16 protein-coding genes and 1 tRNA gene are annotated in these 17,541 nt (G+C 63.1%); 15 read left to right on the top strand and 2 right to left on the bottom strand.

Features of this window, described 5'->3' with window-relative positions; genetic code table 11:
• From ACPZMI_RS19155 to ACPZMI_RS19140, 4 genes are all read left to right on the top strand, one after another.
• On the top strand, positions 1-2,591 hold a 2,591-nt coding region (locus ACPZMI_RS19155; RefSeq protein ID WP_426352835.1), incomplete at its 5' end, for a glycosyltransferase.
• 129 nt (positions 2,592-2,720) lie between these two features.
• The gene (dapE, locus tag ACPZMI_RS19150; RefSeq protein WP_186667249.1) at positions 2,721-3,872 is read left to right on the top strand and encodes a succinyl-diaminopimelate desuccinylase; all 1,152 of its coding nucleotides are present in this window, start codon (positions 2,721-2,723) and stop codon (positions 3,870-3,872) included.
• On the top strand, positions 3,872-4,684 hold the full coding sequence (locus ACPZMI_RS19145; RefSeq protein WP_426352834.1) for a putative RNA methyltransferase: 813 nt from the start codon (positions 3,872-3,874) through the stop codon (positions 4,682-4,684). Before dapE ends, ACPZMI_RS19145 begins: the two co-directional genes overlap by 1 nt.
• Positions 4,685-4,703: 19 nt before the next feature.
• Complete coding sequence (locus ACPZMI_RS19140) at positions 4,704-5,081, top strand: hypothetical protein (protein WP_426352833.1); 378 nt, start codon at positions 4,704-4,706, stop codon at positions 5,079-5,081.
• Positions 5,082-5,145: 64 nt separating this feature from the next.
• Here ACPZMI_RS19140 and ACPZMI_RS19135 read toward each other — a convergent pair whose 3' ends face one another.
• Entirely contained in the window at positions 5,146-5,355 is a 210-nt protein-coding gene (locus ACPZMI_RS19135) for a cold-shock protein (protein ID WP_065862298.1), read from the bottom strand.
• Positions 5,356-5,586: 231 nt separating this feature from the next.
• On the opposite strand from ACPZMI_RS19135, the gene plsB reads away from it, so the two are divergent.
• From plsB to nadS, 8 genes are all read left to right on the top strand, one after another.
• Positions 5,587-8,073, top strand: a complete 2,487-nt coding sequence (gene plsB / locus ACPZMI_RS19130; RefSeq protein ID WP_426352832.1) for a glycerol-3-phosphate 1-O-acyltransferase PlsB — start codon at positions 5,587-5,589, stop codon at positions 8,071-8,073.
• Positions 8,074-8,265: 192 nt separating this feature from the next.
• A complete protein-coding gene (locus ACPZMI_RS19125; RefSeq protein WP_186718836.1) occupies positions 8,266-8,664 on the top strand; it encodes a YbaY family lipoprotein in 399 nt (132 codons plus the stop codon).
• A 33-nt stretch (positions 8,665-8,697) separates the two neighbouring features.
• The gene (locus ACPZMI_RS19120; RefSeq protein WP_186667254.1) at positions 8,698-9,384 is read left to right on the top strand and encodes a DUF4197 domain-containing protein; all 687 of its coding nucleotides are present in this window, start codon (positions 8,698-8,700) and stop codon (positions 9,382-9,384) included.
• Between the two features lie 454 nt (positions 9,385-9,838).
• On the top strand, positions 9,839-10,720 hold the full coding sequence (locus tag ACPZMI_RS19115) for an alpha/beta fold hydrolase (RefSeq protein WP_186709284.1): 882 nt from the start codon (positions 9,839-9,841) through the stop codon (positions 10,718-10,720).
• A 111-nt stretch (positions 10,721-10,831) separates the two neighbouring features.
• Positions 10,832-10,905 (top strand) — tRNA-Gly (locus tag ACPZMI_RS19110).
• 203 nt (positions 10,906-11,108) lie between these two features.
• A complete protein-coding gene (locus ACPZMI_RS19105) occupies positions 11,109-12,809 on the top strand; it encodes a SulP family inorganic anion transporter (protein ID WP_426352831.1) in 1,701 nt (566 codons plus the stop codon).
• 153 nt (positions 12,810-12,962) lie between these two features.
• Positions 12,963-13,283: a type II toxin-antitoxin system RelE/ParE family toxin gene (locus tag ACPZMI_RS19100; protein WP_426352830.1), complete on the top strand. Its 321-nt coding sequence runs from the start codon at positions 12,963-12,965 to the stop codon at positions 13,281-13,283.
• Entirely contained in the window at positions 13,280-13,567 is a 288-nt protein-coding gene (nadS, locus tag ACPZMI_RS19095) for a NadS family protein (RefSeq protein WP_426352829.1), read from the top strand. The genes ACPZMI_RS19100 and nadS overlap by 4 nt, the downstream gene beginning before the upstream one ends.
• Before the next feature lie 188 nt (positions 13,568-13,755).
• On the opposite strand, the gene ACPZMI_RS19090 is transcribed toward nadS, so the two are convergent.
• Positions 13,756-14,826 (bottom strand): glycerophosphodiester phosphodiesterase, encoded by a 1,071-nt coding sequence (locus tag ACPZMI_RS19090; protein ID WP_426352828.1) that lies wholly within the window; start codon positions 14,824-14,826, stop codon positions 13,756-13,758.
• Between the two features lie 126 nt (positions 14,827-14,952).
• Here ACPZMI_RS19090 and ACPZMI_RS19085 point away from each other — a divergent pair, with 126 nt between their 5' ends.
• From ACPZMI_RS19085 to ACPZMI_RS19075, 3 genes are all read left to right on the top strand, one after another.
• Positions 14,953-15,972, top strand: a complete 1,020-nt coding sequence (locus tag ACPZMI_RS19085) for a DUF4917 family protein (RefSeq protein WP_426352827.1) — start codon at positions 14,953-14,955, stop codon at positions 15,970-15,972.
• Positions 15,973-16,059: 87 nt separating this feature from the next.
• Positions 16,060-16,584, top strand: a complete 525-nt coding sequence (locus tag ACPZMI_RS19080) for an RNA polymerase sigma factor (protein ID WP_186667259.1) — start codon at positions 16,060-16,062, stop codon at positions 16,582-16,584.
• The gene (locus tag ACPZMI_RS19075; protein ID WP_186667260.1) at positions 16,584-17,537 is read left to right on the top strand and encodes a FecR family protein; all 954 of its coding nucleotides are present in this window, start codon (positions 16,584-16,586) and stop codon (positions 17,535-17,537) included. The genes ACPZMI_RS19080 and ACPZMI_RS19075 overlap by 1 nt, the downstream gene beginning before the upstream one ends.
• The last annotated feature ends 4 nt before the right edge of the window (positions 17,538-17,541 follow it).

Below are 17,541 nucleotides of genomic sequence, written 5' to 3'. Positions count from 1 at the left end.
TGTCATCACGCAAATTCGGTCTCAACCTGGTGGTGGTGCTGGCCATTGCCGCGCTGTTCACCGGCTTCTGGGCACTGATCAACCGCCCGGTATCGGCCCCAGCCTGGCCAGAGCAGATCTCCGGTTTCTCCTATTCGCCCTTCCGCCTCGGTGAAAGCCCGCAAAAGGGCCAGTACCCCAGCGAAGACGAGATGCGCCAGGACCTGGAGCAACTCAGCAAGCTCACCGACAACATCCGCATCTACACCGTCGAAGGCACCCAGGCGGAAATTCCGCACCTGGCCGAGGAGCTGGGCCTGCGCGTGACCCTGGGCATCTGGATCAGTACGGATCTGGAGCGCAACGAGCGCGAGATCGAAAAAGCCATCGGTTTGGCCAACAGCTCGCGCAGCGTGGTCCGTGTGGTGGTAGGCAACGAAGCCCTGTTCCGGGAAGAAATCACGCCAGAGGCACTGATCAAATACCTGGATCGGGTGCGGGCCGCGGTCAAAGTACCTGTGACCACCAGTGAGCAATGGCACATCTGGAAAGAGCACCCGGAACTGGCCAAGCACGTCGACCTGATCGCCGCGCACATCCTGCCTTACTGGGAGTTCGTGCCGGTGGGCGATTCGATCCAGTTCGTGCTCGACCGGGCCCGCGACCTCAAGCGCCAGTTCCCGCGCAAACCCTTGCTGCTGTCGGAAGTGGGCTGGCCGAGCAATGGCCGCATGCGCGGCGGCGCCGATGCGACCCAGGCCGACCAGGCGATCTACCTGCGCACCCTGGTCAACACCTTGAACCGCCGCGGCTTCAACTACTTCGTGATCGAAGCCTACGACCAGCCCTGGAAAGCCAGCGACGAAGGTTCAGTGGGCGCGTACTGGGGCGTGTTCAACGCCGAACGCCAGCAGAAATTCAACTTCGAAGGGCCAGTGGTGGCCATTCCACAATGGCGAGCCCTGGCCGTGGCATCGGTGGTGCTGGCGATGATCGCACTGACCGTGCTGCTGATCGACGGCTCGGCGCTGCGCCAACGCGGACGCACCTTCCTGACCTTCATCACCTTCCTCTGCGGATCGGTGCTGGTGTGGATCGCCTACGACTACAGCCAGCAGTACAGCACCTGGTTCAGCCTGACCGTAGGCTTGCTTCTGGCCCTCGGCGCCATCGGTGTGTTCATCGTCTTGCTCACCGAGGCCCACGAGCTGGCCGAGGCCGTATGGATTCACAAGCGAAGACGCGAATTCCTCCCGGTGCAAGGCGACAGCGCCTACCGACCCAAGGTCTCGGTGCACGTGCCGTGCTACAACGAGCCACCGGAGATGGTGAAACAGACCCTCGATGCCCTCGCCGCCCTGGACTATCCCGACTACGAAGTGCTGGTGATCGACAACAACACCAAGGACCCGGCCGTGTGGGAGCCGCTCAAGGCCCACTGCGAGAAGCTCGGCGAGCGCTTCAGGTTCTTCCATGTGGCCCCGCTGGCAGGCTTCAAGGGGGGTGCACTGAACTACCTGATCCCGCACACCGCCAAGGATGCCGAAGTGATCGCGGTGATCGACTCGGACTACTGCGTCGACCCTAATTGGCTCAAGCACATGGTGCCGCACTTCGCCGATCCGAAGATCGCCGTGGTGCAGTCGCCGCAGGACTACCGCGACCAGCACGAGAGCGCCTTCAAGAAGCTGTGCTACAGCGAATACAAGGGCTTCTTCCACATTGGCATGGTCACCCGTAACGACCGTGACGCAATCATTCAGCACGGCACCATGACCATGACTCGACGCAGCGTGCTCGAAGAGCTGGGTTGGGCCGAATGGTGCATCTGCGAGGATGCCGAGCTGGGCCTGCGGGTATTCGAGAAGGGCCTGTCGGCCGCCTATGCCCACAACAGCTACGGCAAGGGCCTGATGCCAGACACCTTCATCGACTTCAAGAAACAGCGCTTCCGCTGGGCCTATGGTGCGATCCAGATCATCAAGCACCACGCCGGCGCCCTGCTGCGCGGCAAGAACAGCGAGCTGACCCGTGGCCAGCGCTACCACTTCCTGGCCGGCTGGCTACCATGGATCGCCGATGGCATGAACATTTTCTTCACCGTCGGCGCACTGTTGTGGTCGGCGGCGATGATCATCGTGCCGCATCGCGTCGATCCACCGCTGATGATCTTTGCCATCCCGCCGCTGGCGCTGTTCTTCTTCAAGGTCGGCAAGATCGTGTTCCTCTATCGCCGTGCGGTGGGAGTCAACATGAAGGACGCCTTCGCCGCCGCCCTGGCGGGACTGGCGTTGTCGCACACCATCGCCAAGGCGGTGCTGTACGGCTTTTTCACCAGCAGCATGCCGTTCTTCCGCACCCCGAAGAACGCCGACAGCCATGGCGTGCTGGTGGCGATCTCCGAGGCGCGCGAAGAGCTGTTCATCATGTTGCTGCTGTGGAGCGCGGCAGCCGGGATCTACCTGGTGCAGGGGCTGCCCAGCTCCGACATGCGCTTCTGGGTAGCGATGCTGCTGGTGCAGTCGCTGCCGTACCTGGCGGCGTTGGTGATGGCGTTGCTGTCGTCGCTGCCCAAGCCTGGAGAAAAGGCCGCCGAACCGCAGCAGGCCTGATGTAGCCGGGCTGCTTCGCAGCCCATTCGCCGCTGCGACTTGCCGGCGAATGGGCCGTGAAGCCTGAAATCATTTGATATAAGATAACGCCCCTCAGATTTCCCGCCTTGCCTTGCCCCGGAGTCCCCCATGACGGCCCCAGCCGAGCTCTCGCCTACCCTTCAACTGGCCTGCGACCTGATCCGTCGCCCCTCGGTGACGCCGGTCGATGCCGACTGCCAGACCCTGATGATGAACCGCCTGGGTGCCGTCGGCTTCCAGCTCGAGCCGATGCGCTTCGAGGACGTCGACAACTTCTGGGCCACCCATGGCAACCAGGACGGTCCGGTGCTGTGCTTCGCCGGCCACACCGACGTGGTGCCCACCGGCCCCGTGCAGCAATGGCAGCATGAGCCTTTCGACGCGCTGATCGACGCCGACGGCATGCTCTGCGGCCGCGGCGCTGCCGACATGAAGGGCAGCCTGGCCTCGATGGTCATCGCCAGCGAGCGCTTCGTGAACGATCACCCCGACCACCGCGGCAAGATTGCCTTCCTCATCACCAGCGACGAGGAAGGTCCGGCGCATCACGGCACCAAGGCCGTGGTGGAGTTGCTCAAGGCCCGCAACGAGCGCCTGGACTGGTGCATCGTCGGCGAGCCGTCGAGCACCACGCTGCTCGGGGACGTGGTCAAGAACGGCCGTCGCGGCTCGCTCGGCGCCAAGCTGACCGTGCGCGGCAAGCAGGGCCACGTGGCCTACCCGCACCTGGCCCGCAACCCGATCCACCTGGCCGCGCCGGCCCTGGCGGAACTGGCTGCCGAGCACTGGGACGAGGGCAATGCCTTCTTCCCGCCGACCAGCTTCCAGATCTCCAACCTCAACTCCGGCACCGGCGCCACCAACGTGGTCCCGGGCGACCTGGTCGCGCTGTTCAACTTCCGCTTCTCCACCGAGTCGACTGTCGAAGGCCTGCAACAGCGGGTGGCGGCAATCCTCGACAAGCACCAGCTGGACTGGTCGATCGACTGGGCGCTGTCGGGCCTGCCGTTCCTCACCGAACCAGGTGAACTGCTCGATGCGGTGTCATCGAGCATCAAGGCCGTCACCGGTCGCGACACCCAGCCGTCCACCAGCGGCGGCACCTCCGATGGCCGTTTCATTGCCACCCTGGGCACCCAGGTGGTCGAACTGGGCCCGGTCAACGCCACCATCCACCAGGTGGACGAGCGTATCCTGGCCAGCGACCTGGACCTGCTGACCGAAATCTATTACCAGACCCTGGTGCGGTTGCTCGCCTGATGCTTGCCTGCCCCCTCTGCCAGGCGCCCCTGACGCAGCTCGACAACGGTGTGGCCTGCCCTGCCGGCCACCGCTTCGACCGCGCCCGCCAGGGCTACCTGAACCTGCTGCCGGTGCAGCACAAGAACAGCCGCGACCCGGGCGACAACCAGGCCATGGTCGAGGCTCGTCGCGACTTCCTCGACGCCGGTCACTACGCCCCGGTGGCCGCGCGCCTGGCGCAACTGGCCGCAGCACGCCAGCCCAGCGCCTGGCTCGATATCGGCTGCGGCGAGGGTTACTACACCGCGCAGATCGCCCAGGCGCTGCCTACGGCAAACGGCTATGCCCTGGACATCTCCCGCGAGGCGGTCAAGCGGGCCTGCCGCCGCGCACCGCAGTTGACCTGGATGGTCGCCAGCATGGCTCGCGTGCCGATGGCGGACGCCAGCTGCAACTTCATCGCCAGTGTCTTCAGCCCGCTGGATTGGGCCGAAGCCAAGCGCCTGCTCGCCCCGGGTGGCGGCCTGATGCGGGTCGGACCGACCAGCGGCCACCTGATGGAGCTGCGCCAGATGCTCTACGATGAAGTGCGCCACTACGCCGACGACAAGCACCTGGCCTTGGTCCCGGACGGCATGCAGCACGCCCACGGCGAGGTGCTCGAGTTCACCCTGACACTGAGCGAGGCCAAAGCCCGCGCGGACCTGCTGGCCATGACCCCGCACGGCTGGCGCGCCAGCGCCGAGAAACGTGCCCGCGTGATCGAGCAGCCTGAGCCGTTCGACGTCACGGTTTCCATGCGTTATGACTATTTCGTGCGCCAAGACTGAGCACACCCGGAGCCCTGAAATGCGCCAACCCGATATCGAGATCTACCTCAAGGACGCCGACGTCGATCACAAACAGATCGCCGACTGGCTGGCCCAGGCCCTGGGCCCATGCAGCGAATGGAAACAGAAAGGCCAGACCTTCAAGTGCACAGCCGGTAACATTCCGGTCACTTGGTTACCCAAGGCTGTAGGGAAATGGAACAGCCTGTACCTGGAAAGCGATCAGACACCGTGGGCCGATGACGTTGCTTGCGCCCGTGCCGCCTTCGCTGCGCTCGAGGTCGAAGTGCGCTGCGCGCCGGGCAGTTGGGTCGAGGAAGATGGTGAAGAGGATGCCGATCGCTGGATCCGCATCAGCGCCGACGGTGAAGAGGAAATCACCTGGCGCACCAGCTGAAAAAGCTCGCATCAGGCTGCAAGTTCCACGGACAACCTGCAGCTTGAAGCGTGCCGACTACGTGTCAGAGACCGACCACGTCCTCTGCCTGCAGGCCTTTCTGGCCCTGCACCAGGGAGTACTCCACCTGCTGTCCCTCGACCAGGGTACGATGCCCCTCACCGCGGATCGCACGATAGTGGACGAACACATCCGCTCCCCCGTCGCGCTGAATGAAGCCAAAACCCTTGGCATCGTTGAACCACTTCACATTCCCAGTCTCACGAGACGACATCTGAAACACTCCGGATTTTTATTTTGAAGATCGCCTTGCAGGCACAGGGTCTCCTCCCTGTGCCGACACTGCTTGAGGAAATTTCCTGCAAGGTGCGGACCGAGTATATGACAGAGAACAAAAAAAATTGATGACGGGTCCGTGGATGGACGATTTTTGCTGAACTTATGCAGATACAGCAGCCTAACTTGCTGGTATATCACCTGATACATTTTCCAGGGCAAACACCCCATGACCCGTTCCCCCCTGCGCCGCCTGATCTTCGGCGCCCTGCGTCGCGTGCTCTACCTGTGGGTGCGCTCCGAAACCATCAACCAGTCCTCGCTGACGCTCAAGCTCGACCGCAGTCGCCCGGTGTTCTATGCCCTGCCCTCGCCGTCGCTCACTGATCTGGCGGTGGTCGACCGCGAGTGCACCAAGGCGGGGCTGCCACGCCCCATACTGCCCGTTGCCGTCGGACCGCTGCACGAACCTGCGGCGTTCTTCTACCTCACGCCAGACCCGGACTGGCTAGGCCGCCAGGACAAACGCGGCGCGCCCCCCACCCTGGAGCGCCTGATCGAGGCGATCGGCGAGCATGCCGAAGAGGATGCGCAGATCATTCCGGTCAGCGTGTTCTGGGGGCAGACCCCGGCCAGCGAATCCAGCCCGTGGAAACTGTTGTTCGCCGACAGCTGGGCGGTCACCGGTCGTCTGCGCCGCCTGCTCAGTGTCTTGATCCTTGGTCGCAAGACCCGCGTGCAGTTCTCCGCGCCGATCCACTTGCGTGAACTGGTGCAGCAAAACAAGGGCCAGGAACGCACCGTGCGCATGGCCCAACGCCTGCTTCGCGTGCATTTTCGCAACCTGAAGACCGCGGTGATCGGGCCGGACATCTCGCACCGGCGCAACCTGGTCAAAGGCCTGGTCCATGACCCGCTGGTGCGCCAGGCGATCAGCGATGAGGCCGAGCGCGAGAAGATCCCCTACGCCAAGGCGGAGGCCAAGGCGCTGCACTACGGCAACGAGATCGCCTCGGACTACACCTACACCGCGATCCGCTTCCTGGAAGTGGTGCTGAGCTGGTTCTGGAACAAGATCTACGACGGCATCAAGGTCAACCACATCGAACAGGTGCAAGGCATCGCACCGGGCCACGAAGTGATCTACGTGCCGTGTCATCGCAGCCACATCGACTACCTGCTGCTGTCGTACCTGTTGTTCCGCAATGGCCTGACGCCGCCGCACATCGCCGCCGGCATCAACCTCAACATGCCGGTGATCGGCGGCCTGTTGCGCCGCGGTGGTGCGTTCTTCATGCGCCGGACGTTCAAGGGTAACCCGCTGTACACCGCAGTGTTCAACGAGTACCTGCACACCTTGTTCACCAAAGGCTTCCCGGTGGAGTACTTCGTCGAGGGCGGACGCTCGCGCACCGGGCGCATGCTGCAGCCACGCCCGGGCATGCTGGCGATCACCCTGCGCAGCTTCCTGCGTTCCTCGCGCACGCCGATCGTCTTCGTGCCGGTCTACATCGGCTATGAACGCGTGCTCGAAGGCCGTACCTACCTGGGTGAGCTGCGCGGTGCGAGCAAGAAGAAAGAGTCGATCTTCGACATCTTCAAGGTCATCGGCGCCCTCAAGCAGCGCTTCGGCCAGGTCTACGTCAACTTCGGCGAACCGATCCGCCTGGGCGCGTTTTTGGACCAGCAGCAACCAGGCTGGCGCGAGCAAGACCTTGCCCCGCAGTTCCGCCCGGCCTGGCTCAACGACACCACCACCCGCCTGGGCCAGACGGTCGCCCAGCACCTGAACGGGGCGGCAGCCATCAACCCGGTCAACCTGGTGGCCCTGGCGCTGCTCTCGACCAGCCGCCTGGCCCTCGACGAACGCGCCCTGGTTCGCGTGCTCGACCTCTACCTGGCCCTGTTGCGCCAAGTGCCCTATTCGAGCCACGTGACCTTGCCCGAAGGTGACGGCAAGGCGCTGATCGAACATGTCAGGGGCATGGAGTTGCTGGCCGAACAGAAGGACGCCCTCGGGCGCATCCTCTATCTGGACGAAGCCAATGCGGTGCTGATGACCTATTACCGCAACAACGTCCTGCACATCTTCGCCCTGCCGGCGCTGCTGGCAAGTTTCTTCCTCAGCAGCTCGCGGATGAGTCGCGAACTGGTGGGGCAATATGTCCAGGCGCTGTACCCCTACCTGCAGGCCGAACTGTTCCTGCGCTGGACACCGGAGCAACTCGAGGAGGCCATCGACCAATGGCTGGGCGCGCTGGTCGAGCAAGGCCTGCTGCGCTTCGAGAACGGCGTGTACCTGCGTCCGGCGCCGAGCTCGCGCCAGTTCGTGCTGCTCACTCTGCTGGCCCGCGCCATCACCCAGACGCTACAGCGTTTCTACATGGCCACCTCGCTGCTGCTCAACAGTGGCCAGCACAGCCTGAACGCCGAGGAACTGGAAGACCTGTGCGTGATGATGGCCCAGCGCCTGTCGATCCTGCATGGGCTCAATGCCCCGGAGTTCTTCGACAAGACCCTGTTCCGCCACTTCATCCAGACCCTGGTGCACGAAGGCGTGCTGCTGCCGGATGGCAATGGCAAGCTTGGCTACCACGACAAACTCGCCGAGCTGGCCGAAGGCGTCGCCAAGCGGGTGCTGTCGGCGGAGCTGCGCTTGTCGATCCGACAGGTGGCGCTGCATAGGGACGACACCGCAGAACAGGCTATCGTCTGATCCAGAGTTGGCCTTTTCGCAGGCAAGCCCCCCTGCAAAACTTTGTGGGAGCGGGCTTGCCCGCGAAAAGGCCGGCGCGGCAAATTTTCCGAGCAGCGTGCCGAGCACCGGACAGATTTCCTTCCCCACCCGCCATTGCGCTAAAGTCCCAGTGGTCGGCCACAAGCCCACGCCAAGGACTGCGGAGGTTCCATGAAAAAACTTCTCACGCTGTGCTGCGCCACCCTGCTCACAGCCTGCTCCAGCCATACCACGCCGCACCAGGCCAGTCTGGAAGGCGAAGTCTTCTACCTGCAGCGCATTGCCCTGCCGCCTGCCGCCACGCTCAGCGTGAGCCTGCAGGACGTCTCGCTGATGGACGCCCCGGCCGTCACCCTCGCCAGCCAGTCCGGGCCGGTCAAGGGCAACGTGCCACTGCCGTTCCAGCTCAGCTACGATCCGGCCAAGGTCCAGCCGGGCCATCGCTACGCCGTCAGCGCCCGCATCGAACTCGATGGCAAGCTGCTGTTCATCAACACCGAACACCACGGCGTCCGACTCGACGGCAGCGACCCGCAACCTGTGCGGATCAAGGTCGATCAAGTACGTTGATCCCGCTTCATTTCTGCCCATAAGGAAGTCTTCATGATTCGCTCCTCCTTGCGCTTCACCACCCTGTGCGCCGGCCTGCTGCTGTCGGCCAGCGCCCTGGCCCTGTCGCTTGGCGACCTGTCCCAGAGCGACGCCTCCGCCGGCCTCAAGGACGCTCTGACTCAGGGCGCGCAGATCGCCGTCAAACAGCTGAGCACCCCCGGCGGCTTCAACAACAACCCGGACGTGCGCATCGAACTGCCCGGCAACCTGGGCAAGGCCGCCAAGGCGATGAAGATGTTTGGCAAGGGCGATCAGGTCGACGCCCTGGAAACCAGCATGAACAAGGCCGCCGAAGCTGCCGTGCCACAAGCCCAGGCGATTCTCGTGGATGCGGTGAAAAAGATGACCGTGACCGACGCCAAGGGCATCCTCAGCGGTGGCCAGGATTCGGCCACCCAGTACCTGAACAAGAGCAGCCGCGAGCAGATTCGCGCCAAGTTCCTGCCCATCGTCAAGCAGGCCACCGACAAGGTCGGTCTGGCCCAGCAGTACAACAGCTTCGCCGGCCAGGCCAAGGGGCTGGGCCTGATCAAGGACGACGCCAATATCGAGAACTATGTGACCGAAAAGGCCCTGGATGGGCTGTTCGAAATGATTGCCAAGCAAGAACAGAGTATCCGCCAGAACCCGGCACAGGCCGCGACGAGCCTGGCCAAGAAAGTGTTCGGCGCACTCTGATTCGCCCACCGCAACTGCCTGAAAATGCATCGCGGGCAAACACCCGCGATGCAACCCCGGCCCAGGCCCATGGGCACCGCCAGAACGACCGCCCAGCGGTTTTGCGCAAAAGATCCCCCGAGCGGCACTTGCACGATCTGCACGCTGCTGCTTGAATCCAATTCGTCAGTCTTCATGTGACTCATCGGTCACTCATGGAGTCCAAGACGCCTTTTTGCCGGCCACCCAAGGTCTCGATGCCCTGGGGCACGGCAGATCGCCCGCCAACAACAATACCCGTCGACCCGCGCAACCGGGATCGGCACTGGGCCCCCCGGTTTCACTTCAAGGCGAATGCCTACCTGTCATATAGGACGTGCACCCTAGGGTTCTGCGCAGCCATTTCGAACGATCGATACGACTGGGCAGGCCACTAGATGACGCGAGTGCCCTTTTTGCGCCAGGAGTCGATGACATGAGGCCAGAAATCGCTGTACTTGATATCCAAGGTCAGTACCGGGTTTACACGGAGTTCTATCGCGCGGAAACGGCAGAGAAGACGATCGTCCTGATCAACGGCTCGCTGGCCACCACGGCGTCTTTTGCCCAGACGGTGCGCAATCTGTATCCGCAATTCAACGTGGTGCTCTACGACCAGCCCTATGCCGGCAAGTCCAAGCCACACAACCGCCAGGAACGTCTGCTGACGAAAGAGACCGAGGCGCATATTCTGCTGGAGCTGGTCGAGCACTTCCGTGCCGATCACGTGATGTCCTTCTCCTGGGGCGGCGCGTGCACGCTGCTGGCACTGGCGCACCAGCCACGCCTGGTGAAGAAGGCGATCGTCAGTTCGTTCTCGCCGGTGATCAACGATCCGATGCGCGACTACCTCGAGCGCGGCTGCCAGTACTTGTCCGCCTGCGACCGCTATCAGGTCGGCAACCTGGTCAACGACACCATTGGCAAGCACCTGCCGTCGCTGTTCAAGCGCTTCAACTACCGTCACGTGAGCAGCCTGGACAGCCACGAGTACGCACAGATGCACTTCCACATCAACCAGGTGCTGGATCATGATCTTGAGCGGGCATTGAAGGCAGCGCGCAATATCGACATCCCGGTGCTGTTCATCAACGGCGAGCGTGACGAGTACACCACCGTCGAGGATGCCCGGCAGTTCAGTCGCCATGTGGGCAAGAGCCAGTTCAGCGTGATTCGCGATGCCGGCCACTTCCTGGACATGGAACACAAGACCGCCTGCGAGGACACCCGCAGCGCGATACTTGGTTTCCTCAAGCCGGCACGCGAGCCTCGCCAACGCTACACCTACGTGCAGGACCAGCATGCGCTGGCCATCTGAGCGGCCCGGCGATCTGTGACCGTCAGCCGCCGGCTCAGGTCGTCGACAGGCTTTTTTACAACCCTGGGCTTCTCATGAGGCTTGGGTTCTGGTAAAAAGTCGCGCTGCGAAGCGGGTATAGTTTAGTGGCAAAACGAAAGCTTCCCAAGCTTTAGTTGAGGGTTCGATTCCCTCTACCCGCTCCAGATTCCTCGCCTGAAACCCCTGGTTTCAGCGCCCGTCAAAAGAGCCGTCGGCTCTTTTTTCGTTTCTGCATCTTCCATTGATCTGGCCCATGGCCACTCCCTTGCCGATTGGCTTGAATGCGCAGCCGGATTTCGCTTGCAAGCGAGACGGCTTCGGGTGCATATCGCCTACTCTACCCAGAGACATTTCCAAGGGACTGCCCATGTTTCTTTCCCGCTGGTTGCCCGGCCTGGCCAACCTTCTGCACTACCGTCGCGAGTGGTTCCACGCCGACCTGCAGGCGGGCCTTTCGGTGGCAGCGATCCAGATCCCGATCGCCATTGCCTACGCGCAGATCGTCGGCCTGCCACCGCAGTACGGTCTGTATGCCTGCGTGCTACCGATGATGGTCTACGCCCTGATCGGCAGTTCGCGGCAATTGATGGTCGGCCCCGATGCCGCTACCTGCGCGATGATCGCCGGGGCCGTGGCGCCCTTGGCGATGGGCGACCCACAGCGCATCGCCGAGCTGTCGGTCATTGTCACGGTGCTGGTCGGAGTAATGCTGATCGCGGCGGGTCTGGCCCGCGCCGGGTTCATCGCCAGCTTCTTCTCGCGGCCAATCCTGATCGGTTACCTCAACGGCATCGGCCTGAGCCTGATCGCCGGGCAACTCTCCAAAGTGGTTGGCTTCAGCATCGAAGGTGACGGTTTCATCCTCAGCCTGATCAATTTCCTCGAGCGCCTGGGTGAAATCCACTGGCTGACCCTGGCCATCGGGCTCGGCGGCCTGGCCCTGCTGATCTGGCTGCCAAGGCGCTACCCGAGGCTGCCCGCCGCCCTGGTCACGGTGGCAGTGTTCACCGTGCTCGCAGGGCTGTTCGGTCTCGATCGCTTCGGTGTGGCGATCCTCGGTCCGGTGCCTGCGGGCATCCCGGAGCTGGCCTGGCCACAGAGCAACCTGGCCGAAACCAAGAGCCTGCTGCGCGATGCCCTGGGTATCGCCACGGTCAGCTTCTGCAGCGCGATGCTCACCGCGCGCAGTTTCGCCGCGCGGCATGGCTACGCGATCAATGCCAACCACGAGTTCGTCGCCCTGGGCGTGAGCAATCTGGCCGCCGGCATCTCCCAAGGCTTCGCCATCAGCGGAGCGGACTCGCGCACCGCGGTCAACGATATGGTCGGTGGCAAGAGCCAGTTGGTGGGCATCATCGCCGCGCTGGTGATCGCACTGATCCTGCTGTTCTTCACCGCACCCATGGCCTGGATCCCCCAGGCCGCTCTCGGTGCCGTTTTATTGATGGCCGGCTGGGGCCTCATCGACGTGAAGTCGCTGGGCAAGATCCGTCGTCTGAGCCGCTTCGAGTTCTGGCTGTGCCTGCTGACTACCATCGGCGTGCTCGGCCTGGGCGTGCTGCCGGGCATCGTCTTCGCCGTGACCCTGGCCATCCTGCGCCTGCTCTACACCATCTACCAACCCACTGACGCCGTGCTCGGCTGGGTACCGGGCATCGAAGGCCAGGTCGACGTACGCCAGCACCAGAACGCACGCACCGTACCGGGCCTGGTGGTGTACCGCTTCGATGACGCGATCCTGTTCTTCAACGCCGATTACTTCAAGATGCGCTTGCTCGAAGCCCTGCAGCGCGAGCCTGAACCCAAGGCTGTGCTGTTCGATGCCGAGGCCGTGACCAGCATCGATGTCAGCGGCATCGCCGCCCTGCGCGAAGTGCGCGACACCTTGCAAGCACAAGGCGTGCACTTCGCCATCGCCCGCGCCCGTGGCACCTTCCTGCGCATGCTGGTGCGCTCGGGGATGGCGCGGGAGATGGAAGACACGCTGCTGTTCGGCTCGGTCCGCGCAGGAATCCGCGCCTATCGGGTGTGGCGTAACCGGGAGCGGCGTGGGCAAGTGCCGGAATGACAGAAGCAGACTACATGAGGATCAGAACTCGGCACGGTGCGTAAATTACTTTCAGTCGTTAGCGTGAGCTACACCGCACCCGAAATGTGCGAGCCCACCCGTTCTCCATGACGCTGCCCTGCCAGCGACTACGCCACTGACGTACTCCGTGCTATGCTTTTCATCGAAACACCACTTTTCACCAAACGAGTCAAAGAACTGCTTGATGATGAGAGCTATCGACTTTTGCAACTCGCTCTTGCCACATCCCCTACTGATGGCGACTTGATCGAGGGCACTGGAGGTTTACGCAAGATTCGAGTGGCTGCTAGAGGGCATGGGAAGCGCAGCGGTGCGAGGGTCATTTATTACCATTTCGTCTCTGCCTCCCAAATCGCCATGCTCTATATCTATCCGAAAAACGTGCAAGTGGACCTCTGCACAGAGCAACGCAAGGCATTGATGAAATTGATCAAACATTGGAGCCCGATATGAACCGTTTCTTCGACGAATTGATGGAAAGCGTCCAACAGATGGATGAGATCATTCACGGCAAGCGCCAAGCTTCGCGCCAGTTTGAGGTGAACGCCGCTCAAGTGAAGAACATTCGTGAAGCAACAGGCCTGTCACAGGCCCGGTTCGCTGAAATGATCGATGTGCAGGTCGCGACCTTGCGTAACTGGGAGCAAGGCCGCAGAGAGCCTACAGGCCCGGCGAAAGCCCTGTTACGCGCGATCTACAATGATCCTGATCATGTACTGAAGGCGCTCTCTCACTGACATCCATACACGCCCAAGCAGTACTACCCAATAGCGCGATTGCCCCACCTCATACCCCTAGGCCAGCAACACATCGCGCAGTATGGGTGCGGACTTGCCCTGCGATTAGCGGCTAAGCCAGTGTCCTCCACAGCGATGCTCCCTCCACCGGCAAGCCCGCGCCCACAAGGGGTTCCATGCTGCGGGGATCAGTACCCCAGCTTCTTCAGCAACTGAGCTTCGACCGGCACCTGCGTACGCTCGTAGAAACGTAGCAGTTCCCCGGCCCGGTTGGTAAAGATGCCATCAACTCCCGCCTTCATCGCCTTCTCGAAATCCACCCGGTCGTCGAGGGTATACACATGCACCAGCAGCCCGCGCTCGTGGTTGGCCTGGTTCATCCACGGCTGGATCAGGTCGGCATAGCTCTGCTCGCCCAGGTTGCTGCGCACCGCAGACGGGCCTGTGCCGATGGCACCACCGGCCTTCGCTGCATCGAGCCAGCGCAGGAATTCTTCACGATCCTTGGGTTCCTGGCGGGCGTAGAACGCCGCCTTGTCGTGCTCGCCGGAATCGGCAAAATCCTTGCCCGACTTGGGCTCGATGCTGCCCTTGCCAATCCACAGCAGCAGGATCTTCGGCACTTGCGGCATCTGTTGGTGCAGCAGCGCCAGGCTGTTGCGATCAAAGGTCTGCAGGATCACCCGCCCCGGCTTGTCGAGCCAGCCACGGGCCTGGAGTTTTTCCTTGAGCTGCTGCTCGATGCCAGGAAACTGCTTGGGCACCTTGGTCTCGATGTACAGCCCCGGATGACGCTCGGGATTGCCTTCGGCGATATCGATCACTTCGTCGAGGGTCAGGATCTGCAGCTTGCCGAACGAATCGCGGGCTCGGTCCGGATAGGCCTTGTTGAACCAGCTACCAGCGTCGAGCGACTTCAGCTCAGCCAGGGTGAAGTCGCTGACCGGGCTTTTCGCCCGCTCGGGGAAGCGCTCGGCGACATCGCTGGTGCGCGCCAGCACGTCGTCATGCACCACCACCAGATGGTTGTCTCTCGTACGCTGCAGGTCGAGCTCCAGATAGTCGGCGCCCAATTCACGGGCCAGCAGGTAGGCCGCAGTGGTCGATTCGGGAGCATCGAAGGAGGCGCCGCGGTGGGCGATCACCGCCGGGTGGGGCACATGCTGGGCCTTGGCCAGGGAGGGACCATCGCTGGCGCCAGCGGTCACGGCAGACAGAAACAGAGCCAGGCCCACGGCAGGAAGTACAGGTATACGCATTCATCGATCCTCTTGAGCCGCGCCTGCTGAGGATGCTGCGCGGCTGGTTCCTTGGAGATGCAAGCCTCTCACAGCTTCGATGACATGCTAAAGTCCCCCGCGTTCCCCCCTGCCCCCGGATACGCGATGCCCTCTCTCGATTCCCAGCTGGCCCAGTGGCCCGACCTCAACGACCGCCACCCCTGTACCGCCCTGCTGGTCGGGAATGGCGCCAGCCGGGTCCTGTGGAAGCCGTTCGGCTACTTCTCGCTGTTCGAACAGGCGCAGCGCGCCGGTCGCAAGACCGGCCTGGCAATCAGCGACCAGGCGCTGTTCAAGTCGCTGGGCACCGAACTGTTCGAGCCGGTGCTGAGCACCCTGAATACCACGGTGCGCGCCAACGCGGCCCTGGCGATCAACGCCACCGCACCGCTGAACCGCTACTATTCGATCAAGGAAGCGCTGATCCACGCGACCCGGACCGTGCACCCACCGCACGCACTGCTGTCGAGCGCGACCTTGGCCTCGATCAACGCCGCACTGCGCCAATACCGCAACGTCTACACCAGCAACTACGACCTGATCCTGCCATGGGCCATCGAACATGCCCCGCAAGGTTTCGCAGCGCTGTTCGATGATGAAGGTTTCTTCGACGTGCGCCGCCCCCGCGGCGAAGGCACGCGGGTGCTGCATCTGCACGGGGGTATGCACCTGCTCAAGCTGCCAGACGGCAGCACGCGCCAACGCAGCGCCAAGGGCAGCGAGTTGCTCGACGGCTTCGCCGTGAACATTCCTGGCGAGGTGCCGTTGTTCATCAACGAAGGCCGCAGCGAACAGAAACTGCAGGCGATTCGTCACTCCGACTACCTGTCCTGGAGCCTCGGCCAACTGGCCCGGGAACACGAGGGCCTGTGCCTGTTCGGGCAACATCTGGACAGCAGCGACCACCACCTGCTGCACGCCATTCACCAGGCTCGTCCCAAACATTTGAGCATCGCCATCCGCCCTCTCAACGAAGCCTCGATTCTCAACCAGAAACAGCACTTCACCGACCGCTTCGCCGACATTCCAGACACCTCACTGCATTTTTTCGATGCTTCCAGCCACCCCCTGGGTGCCGCGGAGCTGGCGCTGCCCGTGCCACTGGCCCAGGCCCGGCGTCACTGAGAATTCATGCGAGCCAATCTGGCAAATGTAAATAATTCTCGATAAGATCCGCACCCTTTCCTTCCCAGGCCAGCCCGGAAAGCGTGCATGCAGCGCCTCAAGCCCGACCCAGCCACCCAGGACACCTGCCGCGGTTTCTATGCCGAGATCCTGCATTTCCTGCGCAAGCGCATGGACAATGCCAGCGATGCCGCCGACATGACCCAGGATGTGTTCACCCAATGGCTGGGCTACCGCGACCGCGCCAAGGTCGAGCAACCCCGCGCCTTCCTGTTCCAGATGGCGCGCAATCTGCTCAGTGACCACTGGCGGCGGCAGAAGGTGCGCCACGCCGCGCTCGAAACAGAGGCCAGCGACGAGGCTGCAGCCGACAACGACCCGCTCGACCACGCCCAACAGGCGCAACGCCTCGAACAATTGCGCGAAGTGCTCGCCGAACTCTCGCCGCGGCGGCGAGAAGCCCTTATGCTGCACCGCTTCGAAGGCCTGACCCAGGCGCAGATCGCCGAACGCATGGACATTTCCGTAAGCATGGTCGAGAAGCACATCGCCGCCGCCCTGCTGCAATGCAAGCAACGGCTGGACAGTGACAATGGCAGGGAGCAGCCGTAATGAACCATATCGACGACATCGACCAGCGCCCGATCGACGCTCAGGCGGCCAGTTGGTTCACGCGCAACCGCAATACGCCGTCGCGTGAGGAACGCAAGGCCTTCGCCCTGTGGATCCAGCACCCGGAGCATGCGCGCGCCTATCGCCAGTTCGAACAGCTGTGGGACGACCTGGCGGCGCTCAAGCAGGCCAGCCAGCCCATCGCCCTGCCGGTTCGTCGGGCGCCGCGCTGGCGTCCGGCCCTGGCGGTGGCTGCGGCGCTGCTGTGCGCGGTGCTGGCCAGCAACCTGGGCAGCACCGCCGCACCGATGCACCAGAGCCTGGCGGCCAGCAACAGCATGCGCACCTTGCGCCTGCCTGATGGCAGCCAGTTGTTCGTCAACGCCCAGACCCGCCTGCGCCTGGATTTCACCGCCGAACAACGCTTGATCCGCCTCGAACACGGCCAGCTGTACATCGAAGTGGCACCCGACAAGGAGCGCCCGCTGTTCGTCGATGCCGGCAGTGCCCGCGTGCGCGTGGTCGGCACCGGCTTCGACCTGCGCCGTGGCGACCGCGAGCTGGCTCTGAGCGTGGCCCACGGCCAGGTTGCCTTCGAGACTTCGGGCGAACATCAGCCTGCGCTGTTGCTCGGCGCCGGACAGCGCGTCACCTACGATCCGGCGCGCGGCACACTGGTGCGCCAGGAGCTCGGAGAACAGCCGGTGGCCGACTGGCGCGATGGCCACGTGAGCTTTCGCAACCGTGAACTGGCGAGCCTGATCGACGAACTGAGCCTGTACCGCCAGCAACCGGTTTTGCTCGCCGACCCGAGCCTGGGCCGCTACAAGGTTTCAGGCAACCTCGATGTGCACGATCCTGATGCTCTGCTCACCGCCCTGCCCGCGTTGCTCCCGGTAAAAACCACCTTGCTCGGCGATGGTCGCCTGCGCATCGAGCATCGTTCGAAATAAATTT

This window comes from Pseudomonas wayambapalatensis (genome assembly GCF_049942315.1).
GTDB lineage: Bacteria > Pseudomonadota > Gammaproteobacteria > Pseudomonadales > Pseudomonadaceae > Aquipseudomonas > Aquipseudomonas wayambapalatensis.
Note: the sequence above shows the minus strand (reverse complement) of the source record. Positions and strands in the feature narration are given on the sequence as shown.

Excerpts from the sequence above, each read along its gene's own strand:
- ACPZMI_RS19085 (WP_426352827.1), top strand. The coding sequence starts at position 14,953 with ATGCCCTCTCTCGATTCCCAGCTGGCCCAGTGGCCCGACCTCAACGAC.
- ACPZMI_RS19115 (WP_186709284.1), top strand. The coding sequence starts at position 9,839 with ATGAGGCCAGAAATCGCTGTACTTGATATCCAAGGTCAGTACCGGGTT.
- ACPZMI_RS19125 (WP_186718836.1), top strand. The coding sequence starts at position 8,266 with ATGAAAAAACTTCTCACGCTGTGCTGCGCCACCCTGCTCACAGCCTGC.
- ACPZMI_RS19120 (WP_186667254.1), top strand. The coding sequence starts at position 8,698 with ATGATTCGCTCCTCCTTGCGCTTCACCACCCTGTGCGCCGGCCTGCTG.
- ACPZMI_RS19105 (WP_426352831.1), top strand. The coding sequence starts at position 11,109 with ATGTTTCTTTCCCGCTGGTTGCCCGGCCTGGCCAACCTTCTGCACTAC.
- nadS (WP_426352829.1), top strand. The coding sequence starts at position 13,280 with ATGAACCGTTTCTTCGACGAATTGATGGAAAGCGTCCAACAGATGGAT.
- ACPZMI_RS19135 (WP_065862298.1), bottom strand. The coding sequence starts at position 5,355 with ATGTCGTCTCGTGAGACTGGGAATGTGAAGTGGTTCAACGATGCCAAG.
- plsB (WP_426352832.1), top strand. The coding sequence starts at position 5,587 with ATGACCCGTTCCCCCCTGCGCCGCCTGATCTTCGGCGCCCTGCGTCGC.
- ACPZMI_RS19140 (WP_426352833.1), top strand. The coding sequence starts at position 4,704 with ATGCGCCAACCCGATATCGAGATCTACCTCAAGGACGCCGACGTCGAT.
- ACPZMI_RS19075 (WP_186667260.1), top strand. The coding sequence starts at position 16,584 with ATGAACCATATCGACGACATCGACCAGCGCCCGATCGACGCTCAGGCG.
- ACPZMI_RS19145 (WP_426352834.1), top strand. The coding sequence starts at position 3,872 with ATGCTTGCCTGCCCCCTCTGCCAGGCGCCCCTGACGCAGCTCGACAAC.
- ACPZMI_RS19080 (WP_186667259.1), top strand. The coding sequence starts at position 16,060 with ATGCAGCGCCTCAAGCCCGACCCAGCCACCCAGGACACCTGCCGCGGT.
- dapE (WP_186667249.1), top strand. The coding sequence starts at position 2,721 with ATGACGGCCCCAGCCGAGCTCTCGCCTACCCTTCAACTGGCCTGCGAC.
- ACPZMI_RS19100 (WP_426352830.1), top strand. The coding sequence starts at position 12,963 with ATGCTTTTCATCGAAACACCACTTTTCACCAAACGAGTCAAAGAACTG.
- ACPZMI_RS19090 (WP_426352828.1), bottom strand. The coding sequence starts at position 14,826 with ATGCGTATACCTGTACTTCCTGCCGTGGGCCTGGCTCTGTTTCTGTCT.